18 protein-coding genes are annotated in these 18218 nt (G+C 33.9%); 11 read left to right on the top strand and 7 right to left on the bottom strand.

All coding sequences use genetic code 11. The features are described 5' to 3' along the window. The first annotated feature begins 37 nt into the window (after positions 1–37). Together AAGD42_RS00775 and AAGD42_RS00770 are read left to right on the top strand one after the other, a co-directional pair. The gene (locus AAGD42_RS00775) at positions 38–2080 is read left to right on the top strand and encodes a hypothetical protein (protein WP_341752892.1); all 2043 of its coding nucleotides are present in this window, start codon (positions 38–40) and stop codon (positions 2078–2080) included. A 302-nt stretch (positions 2081–2382) separates the two neighbouring features. After that, positions 2383–2697 (top strand): hypothetical protein, encoded by a 315-nt coding sequence (locus AAGD42_RS00770; RefSeq protein WP_341752891.1) that lies wholly within the window; start codon positions 2383–2385, stop codon positions 2695–2697. Here the strand turns inward: AAGD42_RS00770 and AAGD42_RS00765 are convergent. The 3 genes from AAGD42_RS00765 to AAGD42_RS00755 form a co-directional block, all read right to left on the bottom strand. Further along, a complete protein-coding gene (locus AAGD42_RS00765) occupies positions 2654–3340 on the bottom strand; it encodes a TIM44-like domain-containing protein (RefSeq protein ID WP_341752890.1) in 687 nt (228 codons plus the stop codon). The two genes, AAGD42_RS00770 and AAGD42_RS00765, sit on opposite strands and share 44 nt — an antisense overlap. Before the next feature lie 74 nt (positions 3341–3414). Further along, positions 3415–3573, bottom strand: a complete 159-nt coding sequence (locus AAGD42_RS00760) for a palindromic element RPE2 domain-containing protein (RefSeq protein WP_341752889.1) — start codon at positions 3571–3573, stop codon at positions 3415–3417. 526 nt (positions 3574–4099) lie between these two features. After that, positions 4100–5011, bottom strand: coding sequence for an Rpn family recombination-promoting nuclease/putative transposase (locus AAGD42_RS00755; protein ID WP_341752888.1), 912 nt, complete (start codon positions 5009–5011; stop codon positions 4100–4102). Positions 5012–5194: 183 nt separating this feature from the next. Here AAGD42_RS00755 and AAGD42_RS00750 point away from each other — a divergent pair, with 183 nt between their 5' ends. From AAGD42_RS00750 to terL, 3 genes are read left to right on the top strand one after another with little or no spacing between them, the layout of a single operon-like run. Then, the gene (locus AAGD42_RS00750; protein WP_341752887.1) at positions 5195–6361 is read left to right on the top strand and encodes a phage portal protein; all 1167 of its coding nucleotides are present in this window, start codon (positions 5195–5197) and stop codon (positions 6359–6361) included. After that, complete coding sequence (locus AAGD42_RS00745; protein WP_341749493.1) at positions 6358–6621, top strand: hypothetical protein; 264 nt, start codon at positions 6358–6360, stop codon at positions 6619–6621. The genes AAGD42_RS00750 and AAGD42_RS00745 overlap by 4 nt, the downstream gene beginning before the upstream one ends. Beyond that, a complete protein-coding gene (gene terL / locus AAGD42_RS00740; RefSeq protein ID WP_341752886.1) occupies positions 6618–8021 on the top strand; it encodes a phage terminase large subunit in 1404 nt (467 codons plus the stop codon). The genes AAGD42_RS00745 and terL overlap by 4 nt, the downstream gene beginning before the upstream one ends. A gap of 139 nt (positions 8022–8160) precedes the next feature. Here the strand turns inward: terL and AAGD42_RS07080 are convergent, their stop codons facing one another. The 4 genes from AAGD42_RS07080 to coxB form a co-directional block, all read right to left on the bottom strand. Then, positions 8161–8445: an RDD family protein gene (locus tag AAGD42_RS07080; protein ID WP_410520936.1), complete on the bottom strand. Its 285-nt coding sequence runs from the start codon at positions 8443–8445 to the stop codon at positions 8161–8163. Positions 8446–8625: 180 nt separating this feature from the next. Further along, on the bottom strand, positions 8626–10203 hold the full coding sequence (gene ctaD, locus AAGD42_RS00735) for a cytochrome c oxidase subunit I (protein ID WP_341752885.1): 1578 nt from the start codon (positions 10201–10203) through the stop codon (positions 8626–8628). An 82-nt stretch (positions 10204–10285) separates the two neighbouring features. Further along, positions 10286–11533, bottom strand: a complete 1248-nt coding sequence (locus tag AAGD42_RS00730) for a PD-(D/E)XK nuclease family transposase (protein WP_341752884.1) — start codon at positions 11531–11533, stop codon at positions 10286–10288. Positions 11534–11822: 289 nt separating this feature from the next. Further along, entirely contained in the window at positions 11823–12770 is a 948-nt protein-coding gene (gene coxB / locus AAGD42_RS00725) for a cytochrome c oxidase subunit II (RefSeq protein ID WP_341752883.1), read from the bottom strand. A 175-nt stretch (positions 12771–12945) separates the two neighbouring features. Here coxB and AAGD42_RS00720 point away from each other — a divergent pair, with 175 nt between their 5' ends. The 6 genes from AAGD42_RS00720 to AAGD42_RS00695 all read left to right on the top strand — a co-directional run bounded on the left by AAGD42_RS00720 (position 12946) and on the right by AAGD42_RS00695 (position 18108). Then, positions 12946–13698: a YebC/PmpR family DNA-binding transcriptional regulator gene (locus AAGD42_RS00720; protein WP_341752882.1), complete on the top strand. Its 753-nt coding sequence runs from the start codon at positions 12946–12948 to the stop codon at positions 13696–13698. 1 nt (position 13699) lies between these two features. Beyond that, entirely contained in the window at positions 13700–14440 is a 741-nt protein-coding gene (locus AAGD42_RS00715; protein ID WP_341752881.1) for a sugar phosphate nucleotidyltransferase, read from the top strand. Positions 14441–14443: 3 nt separating this feature from the next. Beyond that, on the top strand, positions 14444–15094 hold the full coding sequence (locus AAGD42_RS00710) for a dienelactone hydrolase family protein (protein WP_341752880.1): 651 nt from the start codon (positions 14444–14446) through the stop codon (positions 15092–15094). Positions 15095–15106: 12 nt separating this feature from the next. After that, a complete protein-coding gene (gene glyA, locus AAGD42_RS00705) occupies positions 15107–16378 on the top strand; it encodes a serine hydroxymethyltransferase (RefSeq protein WP_341752879.1) in 1272 nt (423 codons plus the stop codon). A gap of 73 nt (positions 16379–16451) precedes the next feature. Continuing rightward, the gene (locus AAGD42_RS00700; RefSeq protein WP_341752878.1) at positions 16452–16982 is read left to right on the top strand and encodes a hypothetical protein; all 531 of its coding nucleotides are present in this window, start codon (positions 16452–16454) and stop codon (positions 16980–16982) included. Positions 16983–17298: 316 nt separating this feature from the next. Beyond that, entirely contained in the window at positions 17299–18108 is an 810-nt protein-coding gene (locus AAGD42_RS00695) for a hypothetical protein (RefSeq protein ID WP_341752877.1), read from the top strand. The last annotated feature ends 110 nt before the right edge of the window (positions 18109–18218 follow it).

Below are 18218 nucleotides of genomic sequence, written 5' to 3'. Positions count from 1 at the left end.
ATCTAAATGTATTAACACATTAAACTTGAGGTTTTACATGAATTTAACTAATCTTCTTATCTGGCTCTCTCCTTTGGTGAATAACATTACCGGTGCTTATAGCTCTAAAAATACTAATGAAGTAGATACAAATGGCGCATCATCCGTATCTTACGGTGATAATGATATTTTAGACTCATTTAACCCTAAAATACCTTTTGATTTACTTGAGCAAGAAAAAATTGATCCGTATTTTATGAAAAATTTAGAATCTAGAACAGTACCTATAGAGAAATATTTTGTTCCAGCATTATTCAGAACTACAGATGCAAAAATATCTGACGATAATACTCCATATTTTCAGATAAAGCATCCTTTAAAAATGAATATAACTCTCAAAGGCTTTACTGCTGATCAGATATTAAAGGTTAAAGCCAGTATTCGTGAATCAATTAAAACATTTGACAGCACAATTGGAGTAATACCATCTAAAATGGAACATAAATGTACCCTTACCAAGTGGGATACCCCTCATGGAGTCATAGCGGGACAGTATATACCTGGAGGTAACGATCCAGAAAATCCCAATATTATGCGATGTGCAATGACAGCTGTAATAGGAACAACAGAAGAGTATGATGGTAGTGTTGTGGTACATGAAGTAGCTCATGCCATTCAATATTATAACACTGATGGTAGAGGGATAAGGACATTATTATCTGAAGGAATTGCAGCATTTGTTGAACGTAATAATGACAATTCTAAAAATTTGATTAATTCAGCTCGCTCTCTTTTTGATAACAAGGCATTGCAAAATTATAATGACGATCAAGTTCTAGAGAACTCTATTGGACGATATACAATAGGACCTGTTATAATAAAGTATTATCAAGAATATACACCAGGGACAATAAGAAACTTTTTAGAATGTCGGAAAAATGAAGAAGAACGACAATGTGTAACTACACACTTAAAACCATACTTTGATGTATCAAAGTTCAAAAAATGGCTAAGTAATAATTCAGATCCTGTCGCAGCAAAGGATACACCCTTTGTTATTATATGCAACCCTAACAGTTCAAAATATGAAATATCGTCTTGCGATTCAGGTACAGTGAAATGGGCTGAGGAAAAACTTAATAACCATACCGCAATGTATCAGAGAGTCCAAGGTTGTTTCCCTCATAAACAAAAACATATACCTTCAGATAGTGATATTATAGTCTATTATGATAACTACAAAATATCCTATAATACTACAGCAGGGGCATCACTTACTACAATCCACCAGAGTTCTGATACAACATATAATTGTGGTACCCATTGGGGAGATTGGCTCTTAGAACTAATACATAGAATGGAAGATGATATAAGTGATAATAAGAGTTGTGCCTTAATACAACAAGAGATAGGTCAGAGTATAATTGAGGGTATGCAGAATTGTCCTGCTACTAATAGTGTACAGCCTACTACAACTGTACAGCCCACAAGTGTAGAACCTACTACAACTCCTTATCATGTAGATAAAATATTACTAATAAAATGTGATTCTTCTGACTCACCATGTGCAGTATTTCATTGCAATACACTTAATGGTCTGAATATAGTAGATTCTTATATTAGAAATCATTGTCAAAAAATACCAGTTACAACTGATAATCATCATGGTAATAACAATATTGCAGTTACTATAGTCAAAAATGACAACACTATTCAACAGTTTGAGTGTATTAACGGTTGGGGTGATTGGTTAATGCAACAAATTCAAGATTCTACTATAAAGAGCTTGTTTGCTAATAGAGATATTCCTGGTGGTTGTAGAAGCACAACAAGCACTACTCCATCTACTACTCACACTGAAGATAATAACACCGAAGAATCAACAAGCTCTTCTATACCACTAGCCATAGTTGGAACAGGAATAGCAGCAACCACACTAATAGCAGCCATAATATATGCCCTAAAAAAATTAAGAGTGGTGACGATTCAATTGGTCATCAAGAGAAGTCCCCTATTAAGACAGCACTTGGTAACATATTTTCACATCAAAATGCTGAACCTCTTTATGCAATACCTGATCAGCCAAAAACGATACATGTAATAACAAAGAAAGATATTACATCACCTAATCTAAATACGACGACACTCTCGCCAACAATAGCACTTATTAATATATCTGGTACTGAGAATTCAGCAGAGCCATTATTAGGGATAGACGAGCATATATATTATGAGGTACCATTTGAATCACCGTTATTAGGTCAGCATGTCACAGTACATATTGAGAATGATTGAGCTTTGTATAGCTAATCCGATGAGTTATATACTCAAATGATTTGAGTATACTAAACTGACTCTTTATGGTAATTTAATATATAGCATAAATTTAGATAGGTTTATAAAATGCCAAACCCAACAACTTATACAATAGAAAACTTAGGTGATGCACGAGAGTTTTTATCTGAATTTCACGATCCTGTTATTTTAACTAATAAAAGTGGTAGTACGAGATATTACGGTATGCTAGTGCTTGATTATATGTTTAAGATATTAACCAAAGAATTCCCCCAAATCATAAAAATTATTGTTAATGTAGAGAACGATCACCCAGCTTTGTTTACTGTTATCAAACTTAATTACCAAAATATAATTTATACTGGTGAATCATCAGAAGCTAAGAAGTTGGCTGTTCTTCCAGTTCTAGACGAGCAACATTAGTTAAAAACCAATCTGTATTTTTAGAAATAAGGCTTCTAGAGAAAGTCCATTCTTCTTGTATGTTTTTTATCTTACTAGTTATATTTTCGCCAGTGAATAATACTTTTATAAAAATATTATTAGCAAATGTATAAGCTTCAGAAATTTGGGCATCTAGTACGCTACCATGGACAAATTCTCCATAGGTTTCAGAAAAAATATGAAATTCCTGTATATATCTTTTATCCACCAATGTCAGTAAATCTTCAATATCGTCATCATTAGAAGCTTCAATGATCAGCTCAAAGGCTGCTTTTGCACTATATAAAAATTTCCTTGCTTGAAATGATGGAAGTTTAGCAGATATAGCTGCAATCCCAGCTATTATAGCCACAGAATTTTCGTAAACTATTAACCCATCAAACTCCATAGGATTGATAGGGGCTGGTTTTACCATATTTTGAGGTAATTTTTTCTTAAAAATACTACTAGTAGCAGCTTTTGCTGTACAAGTAACGTCTCTGATTCCTGTTTCACCGAAAAAGGAAGATTTATGTTTAGTTGGATCCTCATCTGACGTAGAGCCAAGCGTAGCAATTAGCCTATTTATAATAAAAAAAGCAACCCCAGCAAAAATTAATAACTCTATTATTTGAGCAGACATTTAATATAACTCATTGTTTAAATTCTTTACATTAATGCATCTTGCATTAATGTTTTAATGTTTGCAACACAACGTCATGGCTCAGAGCTACTTATAGTATAGTCAATTGATGAGAAGTTGGGGACGTCGTCACTCGTCGCTCGCCTATTACTTATAGGCGTCGCTCCATCGCTCCTAGCCCCAAATTCTCCTGAATTGACTATAGCGACGAAACAATCCCTAAAAGTAACCACAAATGGATTGCTTCGTCGGCTTTATGCCTCCTCGCAATGACGTCATATTAGCTGCAACATTATTTTATACCGTAAAATTTCTGACCTTATATTTGGGTTCTATGTTGGCACAAGCAAGCATTGGTGCTATCAAAAGAATAGCTGTAAACGAATATTTTAAATATTTAAGAGTGTTGAACATATAATAATTGCCTTGATAAAATTGTTATCATTAACACCCCATAACTTATTAGGCTAGTACATACTAATACTTTAATAGAATGGAAACAAAATGACAAGCAATTTTATTAAGTTTGTTGTGAACATTTTTCTTTATAGCTAATTCGACCATAGTCAATTCAGAAGAATTTGGGGTTAGGAACAACGAGTGACGACGTCACCAATTTCTTATCAATTGATTATAACATTACTTCGTCATTGCGAAGCGACGTAAGCCGACGAAGCAATCTTAAATTGTCGTTCCTGCGTATCTTGCCATCCTAGCTTCGGTGCGGAATCTATAATATTTCAGAGCTTTTTGTAATAATTATACCATCAACTCTTCTATTACTTTTTTAGACAACCCAGTAGATGTAGAGATGATATCAATTGACACACCAACTTTAAGTAAATTTTTAGCTACAGCCATAGCTTTTTTCTCTTCTCCTCTGATCTCTCCTCTAGCTTCTCCTTCATCGATATATTTTTGTGCAATGGTTCTCATAATATTCCCTTTTTCTTCTTCAGATAAATATTTAGCTAGTAGCTGTTCTAATTCCGATTGCCTTTCTTCAGGCAACTTGGCATCAGTATACCATAAAAACGATCTTAAGTAAATATAACCATTCTCTTTATCCACTAATATTTCTAACTTAAACCTTTCTAAAAACTGCTCCCATAATTTTATCATATCTCGCTGATGTATATGCTTCATCACATATTCCATCATCCCTAAATGTTTTTTCTGCACTATCTCATCATCAGACATACTCTGTAAATCTACCAATTGGTAATCTTCCGTCATCAGTTTTTTAGCTTGCTCAGAATCTGTAAATAAATTCCATAAATTCCTTGGAGCATGATATTTCTCTACACCATTATACATGATAATCGGACAAATTAATGGTAGTTTATCCTCATTCTTTTTATGCCTTTCACATAATAATAACGTGTACCTCCAAAGTCTTAGTGCCATCCAATAATCAGATGTCGATTGATGATCAAGCAAAACATAGATGAATGCAGTCTCGTCATTTTTAGTTTTTACCGAATAAACTATGTCACTATATTTTCGTCTCAAACTCTCTTCAATATAACTTTCTTGCTCTATTTTGATCTTTGATAAGTCTATCTTTTCTTTAAAATTATTCGGTAAATAATATTCTAAAAATTCCTGGGCTGCTATTTCATTGCCCATTATTTTCTTAAATAACTGGTCATGTTTTGGTCTTTTCGTCATCTTAATTATCCTTAGACATATTATTTTTTCTTGTTTATTGCTTAGTTGATTTATTTGTAATCAAGGGAGGTATGTAATGCAATAAAAAAAATTTAAATATTTGACGAATATTTATGCGTCAACACTTAGTGCAGCAATAAAATAATGTTATAAGTAATTACAAGAAATTTATTTTAGGTAAGTATGATAACAGAATATCTTAAAAAGGTCTTTAAAGCCAAAAATTGTAAATCTCATACATTTATTGATTTTAATAGTTTAGGGAATTCAGAATTTAGGGATGTAAAAGTTGGGATAGAGGCATATCGTAGAAATGTTATAGTTTATCGATGTGTGAATTTAATAGCCCAGTCAGCAAGTCATGTCCCTTGGATAGTTAGTAAAAACAACCGAGGGGCTTTTGAAAAAATGCCAAATCATCCTGTTTATAATTTATTGAAAAAACCTAATCCAGAAAAAGCTGGAGCAGATTTTTTTGGTGAAGTGATAGCAAGTAAGCTGTTATATGGTAATGCTTATATTTTAGCAACATTAATAAATAATCGCCCCCGAGAAATTTACTTATTACCTGCCAATTCAACTGAATTAGTATTAGAGAAAAATTCCCCAGTAGCATATAGATATATAAATAGCAGCGGAGAAAAAATTTATCCTATTTCACCAATTGATCGAATGAGCAAGGTGTTACATTTGAAAAACTATCATCCTACCAATTGTTATTATGGATTATCTTGCCTCGATGCTGCTTCCTTGTCGATCGATCTGCATTTGCAAGCTACTAGCTGGAATAGTTCTTTACTGAGGAATGGAGCTCGTCCAAGTGGAGCATTGATAGTCAAAGAAACTAATGGTTATCTTAGTGATGAGCAGTTTGATAGGTTACACGAGCAACTTACCGAAAAATTTACCAGTAGTAATAATTCTGGTAAGCCTCTTCTTTTAGAAGGTGGGCTTGATTGGCAGGAAATGAGTATTAATCCCAAGGATATGGATTTTATCGAGGCAAAAAACTCTGCAGCTAGGGAAATAGCTTTAGCTTTTGGTATTCCCCCTCAATTGCTAGGTATTAATGGCGATAATACTTACAGTAATATGCAAGAAGCTAGATTAGCTCTGTGGGAAGAGACGTTAATTCCGTTGCTTGATAAATTATCAGACGCCTTAGGTAACTGGTTGTCACACTGGTATCAAGAGGAAATTATTATTGATTTTGATCGAGATAGTATTTCAGCATTGACCGAAAAACGAGAGAATTTATGGGCTAAAATCTCCAATGCTAGTTTTATGACTTTGAACGAGAAAAGATCTCTTGTCGGTCTTAAACCAATAGATGGTGGAGATAGATTATGACAAACGATACAATTACTACATTATATGGTTTTATTGCTAAGATAGTTTCTCTGCTTGAAGATGAAATAGATGAACTAGAATCAAAAAAATCCAAGGGGGAGATAGTAGTTAAAAAGAATATTACTGAAACGCTGAATAAATTAGTCAATTTAATTATTCAGCTAAATAAACTTAGCAAAGATGAGTATTTAAATGAAAACACCATAATGAAAGAAGAGGACAAAGAAATTATAGCTGAATTTTTGAGTAAATATCAATGACTTATCCGAAGAAGTTATTACATGCAATATTGAGGCAAGATTTTAATAGTTTTATCAATAAAGTATTTAATACCATTAATCCTGGAGTAGAATATCAAGCCAATTGGCATATTGAGCTAATTGCTGAATATTTGCAAGCAGTACAGAATGGAGATATTAAGAGGCTAATCATTAATATGCCGCCTAGGTCTCTAAAATCTGTATGTATTGGAGTAGCATGGCCAGCCTGGATATTAGGACATGATCCAACAAAAAGGATTATGTCTGCCAGCTATTCTCAAGTATTAAGTGTAAAACATTCTTTAGATTGTCGTTTGATACTTACTTCCGATTGGTATCAGCAAATTTTTCTGAAGACTATTTTAAGTAAAAAACATAATCAAAAAAGTAAATTTCTGACAAATAATAATGGTTTTAGGTTTGCTACGTCAGTTGGTGGTTCGGCAACAGGTGAGGGGGGTGATATACTCATTATTGATGACCCACATAACCCTACTCAAATCAATTCCCCCAAAATGCGTAAACGGGTGATTGAATGGTTTGAACAAACTTTTGTCACCAGACTTAACAACAAAAATACCGGAGCAATAGTATTAGTTATGCAAAGATTACATGAAGAAGATTTAAGCGGACATTTATTGGCAAATTCCAATTGTTGGCATCATTTAAAAATTCCAGCTATGGCAAAACGAGAACAAATATTTTCAATCAATAAGTATAAATATCAATATGTTACAGGTGATATTTTACATAGTTTTCGCGATAATTCTGATTATCTGATAAAATTAGAACAAGAAATTGGTGTGCATAATTATGCTGCTCAATATTTGCAAGAGCCAATATCTAATAATTGTATATTGTTAAATATTGAGGATATTAGTTTTTATGAAACCATACCAAAAAAATTTGATTATTTTGTGCAAAGTTGGGATACCGCCATTAAAATTTCAGAAAATGCTGATTATAGCGTTTGTACCTCTTGGGGTATTTTAGATAAGAAATATTATCTTGTATCAATGTTCAGGCAAAAAGTTACTTATCCAGAGTTAAAGGGGCAAGTAGAAAAACTAGCCAAGAAATATTGTCCTAGATATATATTAATTGAAGATAAAGCCAGTGGTCAGCAAGTTATACAAGACCTAAGATTAGATGGGATTGTTAATATAGTTGCCATAAAGCCCCGACTTGATAAAATTACTAGATTCTCCTCAGTTTTAGCTTTATTCCAATCTACAGCCGTAGTTTTGCCAAAACAGTCGGCTTTTAATACTATATTGCTCAACGAATTGTTAAATTTCCCACATTGCAAAAACGATGACATAGTTGATTCAGTTAGCCAATTTTTGAATTTTATCAAAGAGCGATCTAACAAATCAATAGCAAGGATACGGGGGTTTTAATTGGCGAAGTGAGGAATTGCTAACCCGACTAACATTACGCTTCATCACTAATAGACGTTAGTTTACTATGGCTAAATACTAGGCTCTTATATCTTGAAAATGTGATATAAGAGCCTAGGGTAGCTGCATAATATTAAATTTATTGCCTTATCATTCTGGTGCCAAACAATATGTCATGTAGAAACACTTTTTCATTGGTACATATAATGCAAGCAATATTTGGGATTATCAATATCCCAGTACTATTTATCAATACTAATGTAATAAATCTAAACAAAGATTTAAAAAAGCTTATTCGAGTACCATTTTTGTTTATAATTTTCATGTCCAAGATATAACAGCCAGGAGTTGCTTGCATTGAAGATGACTCGAATATTGGAATATATAAGAATAGTAGTAATGTGGTTGGAAAAGTCCAATCCATAAATATTTCCGCTAAAAAAAAGAAATATTTGTTAAAAAAAGCCAAACAACACCCATAACTATACATACAAGACCTATAACTGTACATATTAATGTCATAATAATGTAATTAAACAATCCAGCTGCTATTCTTCGCCAAAAGCCACAATATATATATTCACCTATCAAATTATTACCTCTATTAAATTTTAGGTGGTACTTCAAAAGTATGGAATGGTGGGGGAGAAGAGACTGTCCACTCAAGAGTATTAGCCCCATCACCCCAAGGATTATTTGGGCATTTTTTGCCGTATTTCAGAGTGTAAATAACAATGAATACAAAGTAAAGAGCCGCAATAAAGGAAATAACTGCTCCGATAGATGATACCATATTCCAGCCGGCAAAAGCATCCGGATAATCCGGTATTCTTCTTGGCATCCCAGCTAATCCAAGAAAATGCTGAGGGAAAAATGTCAAATTAACGCCGATAAACGTAATCCAAAAATGAATTTTGCCCATCATTTCAGAATATTGTCTTCCTGACATTTTACCAAACCAATAATAGAATCCAGCAAATGCAGTAAATAAAGCCCCAAGCGACATAGTGTAGTGAAAATGTGCTACCACATAGTATGTATCATGTAAAATTCTATCGATTGCCGAATTTGATAATATTATGCCGGTAACTCCGCCAATAGTAAATAACAAGATAAACCCTATAGAAAATAACATAGGGGTTTCAAAAGTAATTGACCCTCCCCACATTGTGGCAATCCAGCTAAATATTTTAATACCAGTAGGCACCGCGATAATCATTGTACCAGCGGTAAAATAGATTAATGTATTGTATGAAAGACCAACAGTAAACATATGATGAGCCCAAACTATAAAACCGACAAATCCTATAGTTACCATAGCTACTACCATACCTAAATAACCAAATACCGGCTTACGAGAGAAAGTAGAAAGAACCTGACTAACTATCCCAAACCCCGGCAATATTACGATATATACTTCTGGATGACCAAAAAACCAAAATAAATGCTGAAATAATACTGGATCTCCGCCCCCTTCAGGTTTAAAGAAAGTAGTACCAAAGTTTCGATCAGTTAATAACATGGTTATTGCACCACCTAATACTGGAATTGCTAGTATCAGTAAAAAGGCAGTGATCAAAATTGACCAAATAAATAGAGGCGTTTCAAATAACCCCATACCATCGGTTCTCATATTAAAGATAGTAACAATCATATTGATTGAACCAAGAATAGAAGAAAGCCCTGTAATATGTAAACTTAAAATAGCCATATCGACTGCCGCCCCAGGATGTCCGACTAGAGTACTTAGAGGGGGGTAAAGCGTCCAGCCAGTACCTGCACCACCATCAACAAAAGCCGAAAGCATTAATAACATAAAAGCAGGAACAAGCAGCCAAAAACTTATATTATTTAGCCTTGGAAAAGCCATGTCTGGTGCGCCTATTAAAATTGGTACAAAGTAATTACCAAACCCACCAAATAAAGCTGGCATAATCATGAAAAATACCATAATTATCGCATGAGCAGTAATTAATACATTATATAGTTGGTAATTTTCCCCTAATATATGCCCACCGGGCATTGCTAATTCTAGCCTAAAAATAACAGAAAATAACCCTCCAACGATCCCAGCAAATATGGCAAATATAATATACATTATGCCAATATCTTTGTGATTGGTAGAGAAAATCCATCTTTTTATACCTTTAGGGGTTTGGTAATGATCTGTTGTTTGGTTCATAAATTATCCTTTTCTATCATGTCATTCTGAAATTGTTTTAAGTTCTTAATATCTTTAAATTATGATATAATACCCTAGTAGGTCAGTCATCTTTTAAGCTTTCTATTTGAGATTTACTAAGTCCAGTAGATGTACAAATAACATCAATAGATACTCCAGCTTTAAGCAAATTCTTAGCGATAGATTTTATTGCTTTTGCTTCTCCTCTAGCTTCAGCACCTTGTAGTTCATCTCTATCATTATAAAGCTTCTTTCTGTAATAGGAATAGTTTGCCCTTTCTTCAGGTGTCATTTTTAGGATATTAAGCTTTTCCGCTACTTGGCTCATATAAGGCGAATGGTAAGTTGGTGGTACTTCATCATATTTCAGGACATGCAACCAATCATCGATCTCTTTTTCTAGACGATCATTAAACAACGGCACTGATATATAAAAATATTCTGGTAAGATATTGGTTGCATCAAAAATTTCGTGAGTTTCCTTATTTTTAATATGGACAGTTAAACGTTCATTACTCTCTATTTCATGTATGATAGTCTTGCCATGATAAATAGTACCATTACCGCTACCTATAGGGAAATAAAGCAGAGAGATATGAAATATTTTGATAATTTGGGTATAGTCCTCTCTTTGAGCAAGATTATCAACAATAAGCCTTGCAGTATTAAAACAAGCCTTATGGATGAAAGAATCCTTAACAGTACGCTCAATTTCAATAATATATTTATGGTGTTCTTCATCTTCAACAATTAAATCAGCTAGGCTTCTTTTGCTTTTACTATCTTCTTTGTTACTTTCACTTTCAAGAAGAGATATTATTTTAATATCTTTATAGCCCTTAGTTTTAATAATTCTACTAGGATTACCTGCAACGATAGAGTAGGGGGGTACGTCCTTGGTCACCACTGCATATGCTCCGATAATTGCTCCATCTCCTATTGTTACTCCCGGTATAATCACTGCATTAGTACCAAACCACACATCATTACCAACTATTGTACTTCTTCCTTTATTAGGAGTTGGTGTATAATTATTCCAACCTTCGAAAATAAAAAATGGATAAGTAGAAAAACCATCCATTGGGTGATTGACATCATCTGCAATAAAAATAGTTCCTTTAGCAATAGCACAAAACTTACCAATAATTAATTTACACTGATAATATCCTACAACGTTATTACATTCAAAATGTTCTGGATATCGGTGATCATGATAATAAGTATAATCACCTACCATTATGTTAGGATTATGAATAAAATGTTTTAAAAATACAATTTCTTTAACCTGTTTTGGGTAAATATGTGGATAAAGATTATTATGGCTTACCATATGACTCTCGTTCATTTAGTTAATGTTATCCTTGCTCATAGGCATCAGTTTAAGAAAGTAAAGTAGAAAAGTCGTCATTGCGAGCCACCGTAGGTGGCGTGGCAATCCATTTTTAATCACTTTTCTGGATTGCTTCGTGACCTTACGGTCTCCTCGCAATGACGGTTTTTCAATTATTGTTTTCTTAAACTAACGCTTATGCATACCTAAGATAGGTTGTCATACCTGCATAAGCAGGTATCTAGATTCCGCACCGAAGCGAAAATGACAATTTATTGCTTCGGCATCCTCATGGTTTCATCGCAATAACGTTTGTCTTTACTTTCATAGAGAATTTTGTTTTTGCCGCAATCAACCAATCTTGAAATTCTTCTTTGCTTACTACTTCAATGGCAATAGGCATAAAGCCGTGATTAACACCACAAAGCTCTGAACATTGACCATAATACACACCTTTTTTACTAATTTTAGTCCAGGTTTCATTAACTCTGCCAGGCACAGCATCGATCTTTATACCTAATGCTGGTACTGCAAAACTATGTATAACATCCCCTGCAGTAATTAAAAATTTTACGGTAGTATTTTCTGGTATAATAATACGATTATCAACTTCTAATAATCTTTTTTGACCAGGTTTTAAGTTTTCATCAGTAATTAAACAACTATCAAATTCCATATTATCATAATCAGGGTAGATATAGTGCCAATACCACTGATATCCTACAACTTTAACCGTCATGTCTATTTCAGGAATATCTTCTGCAATACGTGCAACACGAAATGATGGTACAGCAATAATAATTAAAATAACTATAGGAATTATCGTCCAAATAATTTCAACCAATATATTATCAGAAAATTTTGCTGGAATAGGATTGGCTTTGGCATTAAATCTGATGCAAACATAAATTAATAAAACAATAATAAAAGCAACTATTCCTCCTGATATGAGCAGTAGGAAATTATGAAACTCCTGAAGCTCTTCCATAAGATGACTGGCTGGAGTCTGTAACAGCATTTGCCATGCCTGAGGTTCTGATGCTAGGCAGTCGTGAGCAAATAAGAGATATAAAATTAGACTTGCTACATAAGTCAATCTAGTTGATGATTTTGTCGTCGAAACTCGCCTCAGCTGCTCATGTACGTTTATGTACACTGCGGTACTTGGCTTCGTTTCTCCTAAAAATCCTTCAACTATTTTTGACTTATGCAGCAAGTCTATTATAAATTTTTTCATAAATAGTACTTAGTGGACTCAATTCTATATGTTATAGTTAGACAATATAAGACGATATACAGTTTTATTAAAGTAAAAAATAAAGTATGGTGAAAAAACTTGAGGAATTTACTATTGACTTTAAATTGCCTTCTGATACGATTCGGCTTACTCAATAATGATTTAAGATTACAATATGGCAGGTCATTCAAAATTTAAAAATATTCAGCATCGAAAAGGTGCACAAGATAAAAAAAGGGCAAAAATTTTTACTAAGTTAGTTAGAGAAATTATTACTGCTGCTAAATTAGGGTCTGATATAAGCAATAATCCACGGTTGCGGAGTAGCATAGCTGCCGCTCGGAGTCAAAATTTGCCAAAGGATCGAATAGATAAGGCAATAAGTGCGGCAAGTGATTCGAATAACAACGAAAATTATACCGAGATTAGGTATGAGGGCTTTGCTCCCGGTGGAATTGCAATAATAATAGAGGCTTTAACTGATAATAAAAATCGTACGGCTGCGGAAATTAGGGCGGCTTTTAGCAAATTTGGTGGCAATTTAGGTGAAACGGGTAGTGTCAGCTATATGTTTGATCATCTCGGAGTAGTACAATATCCGGCAAATTTAGCCACAACAGAAGCTATGTTTGAAAGTAGCCTAGAGGCTGGAGCAAAAGATATGATTTCTGAAGAAGATACATATTTAATCTATACAGATATTGAGAACTTTGTGCAAGCTCTTGAATTTTTGACCAGTAAATATGGACATCCTGAAGAATCTTACATAGGTTGGGTGCCTAAAAATACCATAATTATAGAAGAGAATGATAAAGCCGAGAAGTTGTTAAAATTAGTGGATATTTTAGAAGAAAGTGATGATGTGCAAAAAGTTTTTGGTAATTATGAATTATCTGACACAATTTATGAAACTATGAAGGACGTTTAATATGGACTGCCAAGTTATTGTTCTAGCTGCAGGTAATGGTAGAAGAATGGAATCTACCTTACCAAAAGTAATGCATAAAGTTGGTGGTAAATCGATGCTTGATAGGGTAATAACCAATGCCCAACAAGTTAGCAATGAAGTTATCTTAGTCCACTCCTGGCAATTAGAAAAACATATTGTTTGTTATAAAGATAGTTGTAAATTTGTTTTACAGCCAGAACCCCTTGGTACTGCTCATGCGGTATATAGTGCTTTGGACTTAATTGATGACAATAAAATTGTAGCCGTACTTTATGGAGATAATCCTTTAATTACGCCAGAGATTATTAATGATTTACTAGAACATCTAGTTTCGACAAATTCTGCCATAACAACCTTGTGTTTTGAGCGAGATAATCCTGGGCAATATGGGCGAATAGTTACTGATGAATTAGGAAATTTTTTGAAAATTGTTGAATTTAAACAAGCAACGAGTGAAGAACTAGCTGTAACAATTTGTAATTCTGGTATTATGGCTTTTGCCAATGGTGTATTAAAAAAATATTTACCTACTATTTTTTTAAAGAATCCTGATAAATCAAAAGAGTTGTATTTAACGGAACTGGTAAAAATTGTTAAGGATAATGGCGAAAAAGTATCGTATTTGCTATCCGCCAACCACGACATAGTGGTCGGAGTAAATACTAAACAAGAGCTAGAAGAAGCTAATAGAACTATTGCTAAGTTAACTATAGGAACTTAAAAAATGACTAAAAATGAAATATTATCTTACCCAGAAGTAAAAAGTTTGAGCAGTGAATGTAAAAAACTTGTGGTATTGTTACATGGGCTTGGTTCAGATGGCGATGATTTAATAGGATTAGTTCCTTTTATATCTAAGGAATTACCCGATTGTCACTTTATTGCACCACATGGCGTTGAAAAATTTGATAATGCCCCTTACGGTAGACAATGGTTTAGTCTAAATAATCGTACCCCTGACATAGTCAGGGAATTAGCAGCTAAAAATAGTGGCTTAGTTGCTAGCATAATCCAAAAGAAACAAGCTGAGCTAAATTTAACTAATAAAGATACCATCATCATTGGTTTTTCACAAGGCACCATGATGGGGTTATATTTAAATTTTATACAAAAAGAACCTTTTAATTGTGTGGTAGGGTTTTCTGGCAGATTAATTGCTCCACAACAATGTATCAATAAAACTACACCAGTTTGCCTGATACATGGCGAATTAGACGATGTGGTTGATGTAAGTAGTATGGATGAAACAGTAGAATATCTAGAGAAATATGATATTCCTTATAGTAAATACAAAATACCAAATCTTGTACATTCTATTGATGATAAGGGGCTACAATTTGCTGTCAAGTTTATAAAAACACACCTCATTAAATAGTAGGTTAAATTAATGAATATCTTTACTAAAAAATTATCTGAAACAGATAATGCAATATATCAAATTATCGATGGTGAAAAAAAACGTCAGCATGATTTTATTGAATTGATTGCTTCTGAGAATTTTGTAAGCCCGGCAGTATTAGAAGCCCAAGGCTCGATTCTGACCAATAAATATGCTGAAGGATACCCGGGAAAACGTTATTATAACGGTTGTAGTGAAGTTGATAAGGCTGAGCTTTTGGCTATAGAGCGGGTAAAAACACTATTTAATTGTAAATATGCTAACGTTCAGCCTCATTCCGGCTCTCAGGCTAATCAGGCAGTATTTTTGACTCTATTAAAACCACATGATACTATACTTGGTATGTCGCTAGATACAGGGGGGCATTTGACGCATGGTGCTCCGCCTAACTTGTCTGGCAAATGGTTTAACTCGGTGTTCTATTCTGTAAATAAGGAGAGTTATCTAATTGATTATGCCCAAATAGAGCAGTTGGCAGTGCAACATAAGCCTAAATTGATTATAGCTGGTTATTCTGCCTATTCGCGTCAATTAGATTTTGCTAAATTTAGGGAAATTGCTGATAGAGTAGGAGCGTATTTGCTAGCAGATATTGCCCATATTGCTGGACTGGTTGCGGTAGGTGAGCATCCAAGCCCTTTGCCTTATGCTCACGTTGTGACTTCTACTACTCACAAAACTCTGCGTGGTCCACGTGGTGGTCTTATTCTGTCAAATGATGAGGAATTGGGTAAGAAGATAAATCTTGCTTTATTTCCTGGGTTGCAGGGTGGTCCATTAATGCATATTGTTGCAGCAAAAGCAGTAGCATTTTTGGAATGTTTACAGCCAGAATATCGCCTTTATATAAAACAGGTTATCAGCAACGCCAAGGCTCTTGCTAATAGTTTGATGGCAAGAGGCTATGATATTTTAACTAATGGTACTGATAATCATATAGTATTAGTGGACTTACGAAAATATGGTATAACTGGTAAGGTGGCAGCAGATTCGTTGGAAAGGGCAGGTATAACCTGCAATAAAAATGCGATACCATTTGATGCCACTTCACCATTTATTACTTCTGGTATTAGGCTCGGCACTCCAGCATGTACCACTAGAGGATTCAAAGAACAAGAGTTTATAGAAGTTGGTAAGATGATTAGCGATGTATTGGATGGGTTGAAAGATAAAAATGATGGGCAAGATAATAGTGATTGTGAAAAAAAAACTTTCCAACAAGTTGAAAAATTAGTAGATAATTTCCTAGTTTACGTTTAAGATATAAACCATAAGTTAAAAGGCTATAAGAAATTATTGCTATCCGTTATAACGTTTTAAAAAGGTAAAGTTTATGAGGTTTTATACACGTAGGAATAAATCTAAATCTGATATACAAGCTCCCAATGATAACTCACGTTCTATAGAGTTGCAAGCCATTTCGAGTATAAATAATAGTGCAGTTGAGCTAACTAAAAGCGCACTATTTTTTGCTGTATCTTTCGAACCACGAAAAAGAGCATCCTCTTTTGACGAACCAAGTTCAACTAAAATTAAGCTAACTAAAAGAGCATTCTCTTTTGAAGAACCAAGTTTAACTAAAATAGCTAAACTAGCTGAATCTATAGAAAAAACACCTAAAGATATAACATTAGAAGAAAGCTCAGCAGCATTAGTAGCAGTAATCGGATGCTGCACACGAATATGTATGTTTTTAAAGCATATTTTTACTCATGATATTCCCAATCCTAGTGATGATTGTTTTGTTGATTTTAGTGATTTTATTAACCCTGATGAAGCGGTTTCTTTCCCTGGTATAGTTAATCCTGGTTATACTGATCACCAGGACGATATTAGTTTAGCAGGAGCTGAAGTGCAACAGTAGGTGAAATTAACTGAATTGTGAGCGTTCACGGTTTTTTTTTGCTATTTTTTATGATGAATAAAAAATCTGCTCGCCAAACATCTATTAGCGAGGATCAGCTTTGTGGCGATGTGGCAATCCAAAATTAGAAATGGATTGCCACGCCACCTACGGTGGCTCGCTAATAGACGCCTTTTCGACTACTATTTTCTTAAGTTGACACCCATGGGTAATGACGTAATTTTTTATATTTTTAATAATTTTTTAAAATCTTCTTGACAGGTTATAGGAAGTTGATATTGTCCGTTCGTAACGATTTAAAATTAAAGGAGAATTTATGACGGTTTTTGATGATCATTTGCTAAGAAGGATAACATCTAATACATCTGACGGTGCTATTGACTTACGGGAGGAGAATATAGGAGATAAGGAAGTTAAAGCTTTAGGAGAAGCCCTTCAGAATAACGATAAAGTTTGGTACGTTCAATTACCAGGCAAATATGGTAATATTACTTATGATGGGCTTAAGTCTTTTGCAAAAAAGATTGCTCTTAGAAAAGAGCTGCTTGTTGTCGAGACTAATAAGGAGCAGTGGAATTACGCATTTAGGTGTATTGAGAAGAGCAAAAGGTTAGGAAAAGAAGTCGATGAACTTGATGATTTCTTACCTACTGATATTCATAATGTGCAAAATGATAAATCAACAAGTGATTTAACTGATTCATCTAAATCTACAACATCACTAGCTTTAGAAGAAGACAAGCTAGTACAAGCAGCTTCAGTGGTAGAAGAGCTAATAGATAAAGCGGAAGAAGCAAAAGAGGATTTAGTAGAATCTACTGAATCGTTAGAATCGCTGCTATATTTAGATGATTCTGTAAATGTAGTATCAGAAAGTTTCAATACAAGTTACCAAGAAGATTCTGCTACTATTTCATCTAATGATATAAAAACTGCAAAAATAAAACCAACATCGTTCTTCGCAAAGATATCTAATACTTTTACAACTATTAAGTATACAGTGGCTTCATTATTTCATAATACTACTAAGGATCACGATTCTTCAAAGTTCTGTGTTACAAACGATGATATGTCCGAAGAAAATACTGATGCTTTAGGGTGTGTGGATGATATTCATAACGACTAAAATTTAAGTAAGTAGTAATGTATAGCTAACCCGTTAGTATTTCATAAGCGTCAGTTTAAGAAAACAATAATTGGGAAACCGTCATTGTGAGGAGACCTTAGGTCGACGAA

The sequence above is a fragment of the Candidatus Tisiphia endosymbiont of Dioctria linearis genome, from assembly GCF_964026545.1.
Classification (GTDB): Bacteria; Pseudomonadota; Alphaproteobacteria; order Rickettsiales; family Rickettsiaceae; genus Tisiphia.
Note: the sequence above shows the minus strand (reverse complement) of the source record. Positions and strands in the feature narration are given on the sequence as shown.

Bases quoted from the DNA above. Each gene is read 5' to 3' on its own strand.
- AAGD42_RS00750 (WP_341752887.1), top strand. From the start codon at position 5,195: ATGATAACAGAATATCTTAAAAAGGTCTTTAAAGCCAAAAATTGTAAA.
- AAGD42_RS00715 (WP_341752881.1), top strand. From the start codon at position 13,700: ATGGACTGCCAAGTTATTGTTCTAGCTGCAGGTAATGGTAGAAGAATG.
- AAGD42_RS07080 (WP_410520936.1), bottom strand. From the start codon at position 8,445: ATGGATTGGACTTTTCCAACCACATTACTACTATTCTTATATATTCCA.
- AAGD42_RS00700 (WP_341752878.1), top strand. From the start codon at position 16,452: ATGAGGTTTTATACACGTAGGAATAAATCTAAATCTGATATACAAGCT.
- AAGD42_RS00770 (WP_341752891.1), top strand. From the start codon at position 2,383: ATGCCAAACCCAACAACTTATACAATAGAAAACTTAGGTGATGCACGA.
- AAGD42_RS00710 (WP_341752880.1), top strand. From the start codon at position 14,444: ATGACTAAAAATGAAATATTATCTTACCCAGAAGTAAAAAGTTTGAGC.
- AAGD42_RS00755 (WP_341752888.1), bottom strand. From the start codon at position 5,011: ATGACGAAAAGACCAAAACATGACCAGTTATTTAAGAAAATAATGGGC.
- AAGD42_RS00720 (WP_341752882.1), top strand. From the start codon at position 12,946: ATGGCAGGTCATTCAAAATTTAAAAATATTCAGCATCGAAAAGGTGCA.
- coxB (WP_341752883.1), bottom strand. From the start codon at position 12,770: ATGAAAAAATTTATAATAGACTTGCTGCATAAGTCAAAAATAGTTGAA.
- AAGD42_RS00695 (WP_341752877.1), top strand. From the start codon at position 17,299: ATGACGGTTTTTGATGATCATTTGCTAAGAAGGATAACATCTAATACA.
- glyA (WP_341752879.1), top strand. From the start codon at position 15,107: ATGAATATCTTTACTAAAAAATTATCTGAAACAGATAATGCAATATAT.
- AAGD42_RS00730 (WP_341752884.1), bottom strand. From the start codon at position 11,533: ATGGTAAGCCATAATAATCTTTATCCACATATTTACCCAAAACAGGTT.
- AAGD42_RS00745 (WP_341749493.1), top strand. From the start codon at position 6,358: ATGACAAACGATACAATTACTACATTATATGGTTTTATTGCTAAGATA.
- terL (WP_341752886.1), top strand. From the start codon at position 6,618: ATGACTTATCCGAAGAAGTTATTACATGCAATATTGAGGCAAGATTTT.
- ctaD (WP_341752885.1), bottom strand. From the start codon at position 10,203: ATGAACCAAACAACAGATCATTACCAAACCCCTAAAGGTATAAAAAGA.
- AAGD42_RS00775 (WP_341752892.1), top strand. From the start codon at position 38: ATGAATTTAACTAATCTTCTTATCTGGCTCTCTCCTTTGGTGAATAAC.
- AAGD42_RS00765 (WP_341752890.1), bottom strand. From the start codon at position 3,340: ATGTCTGCTCAAATAATAGAGTTATTAATTTTTGCTGGGGTTGCTTTT.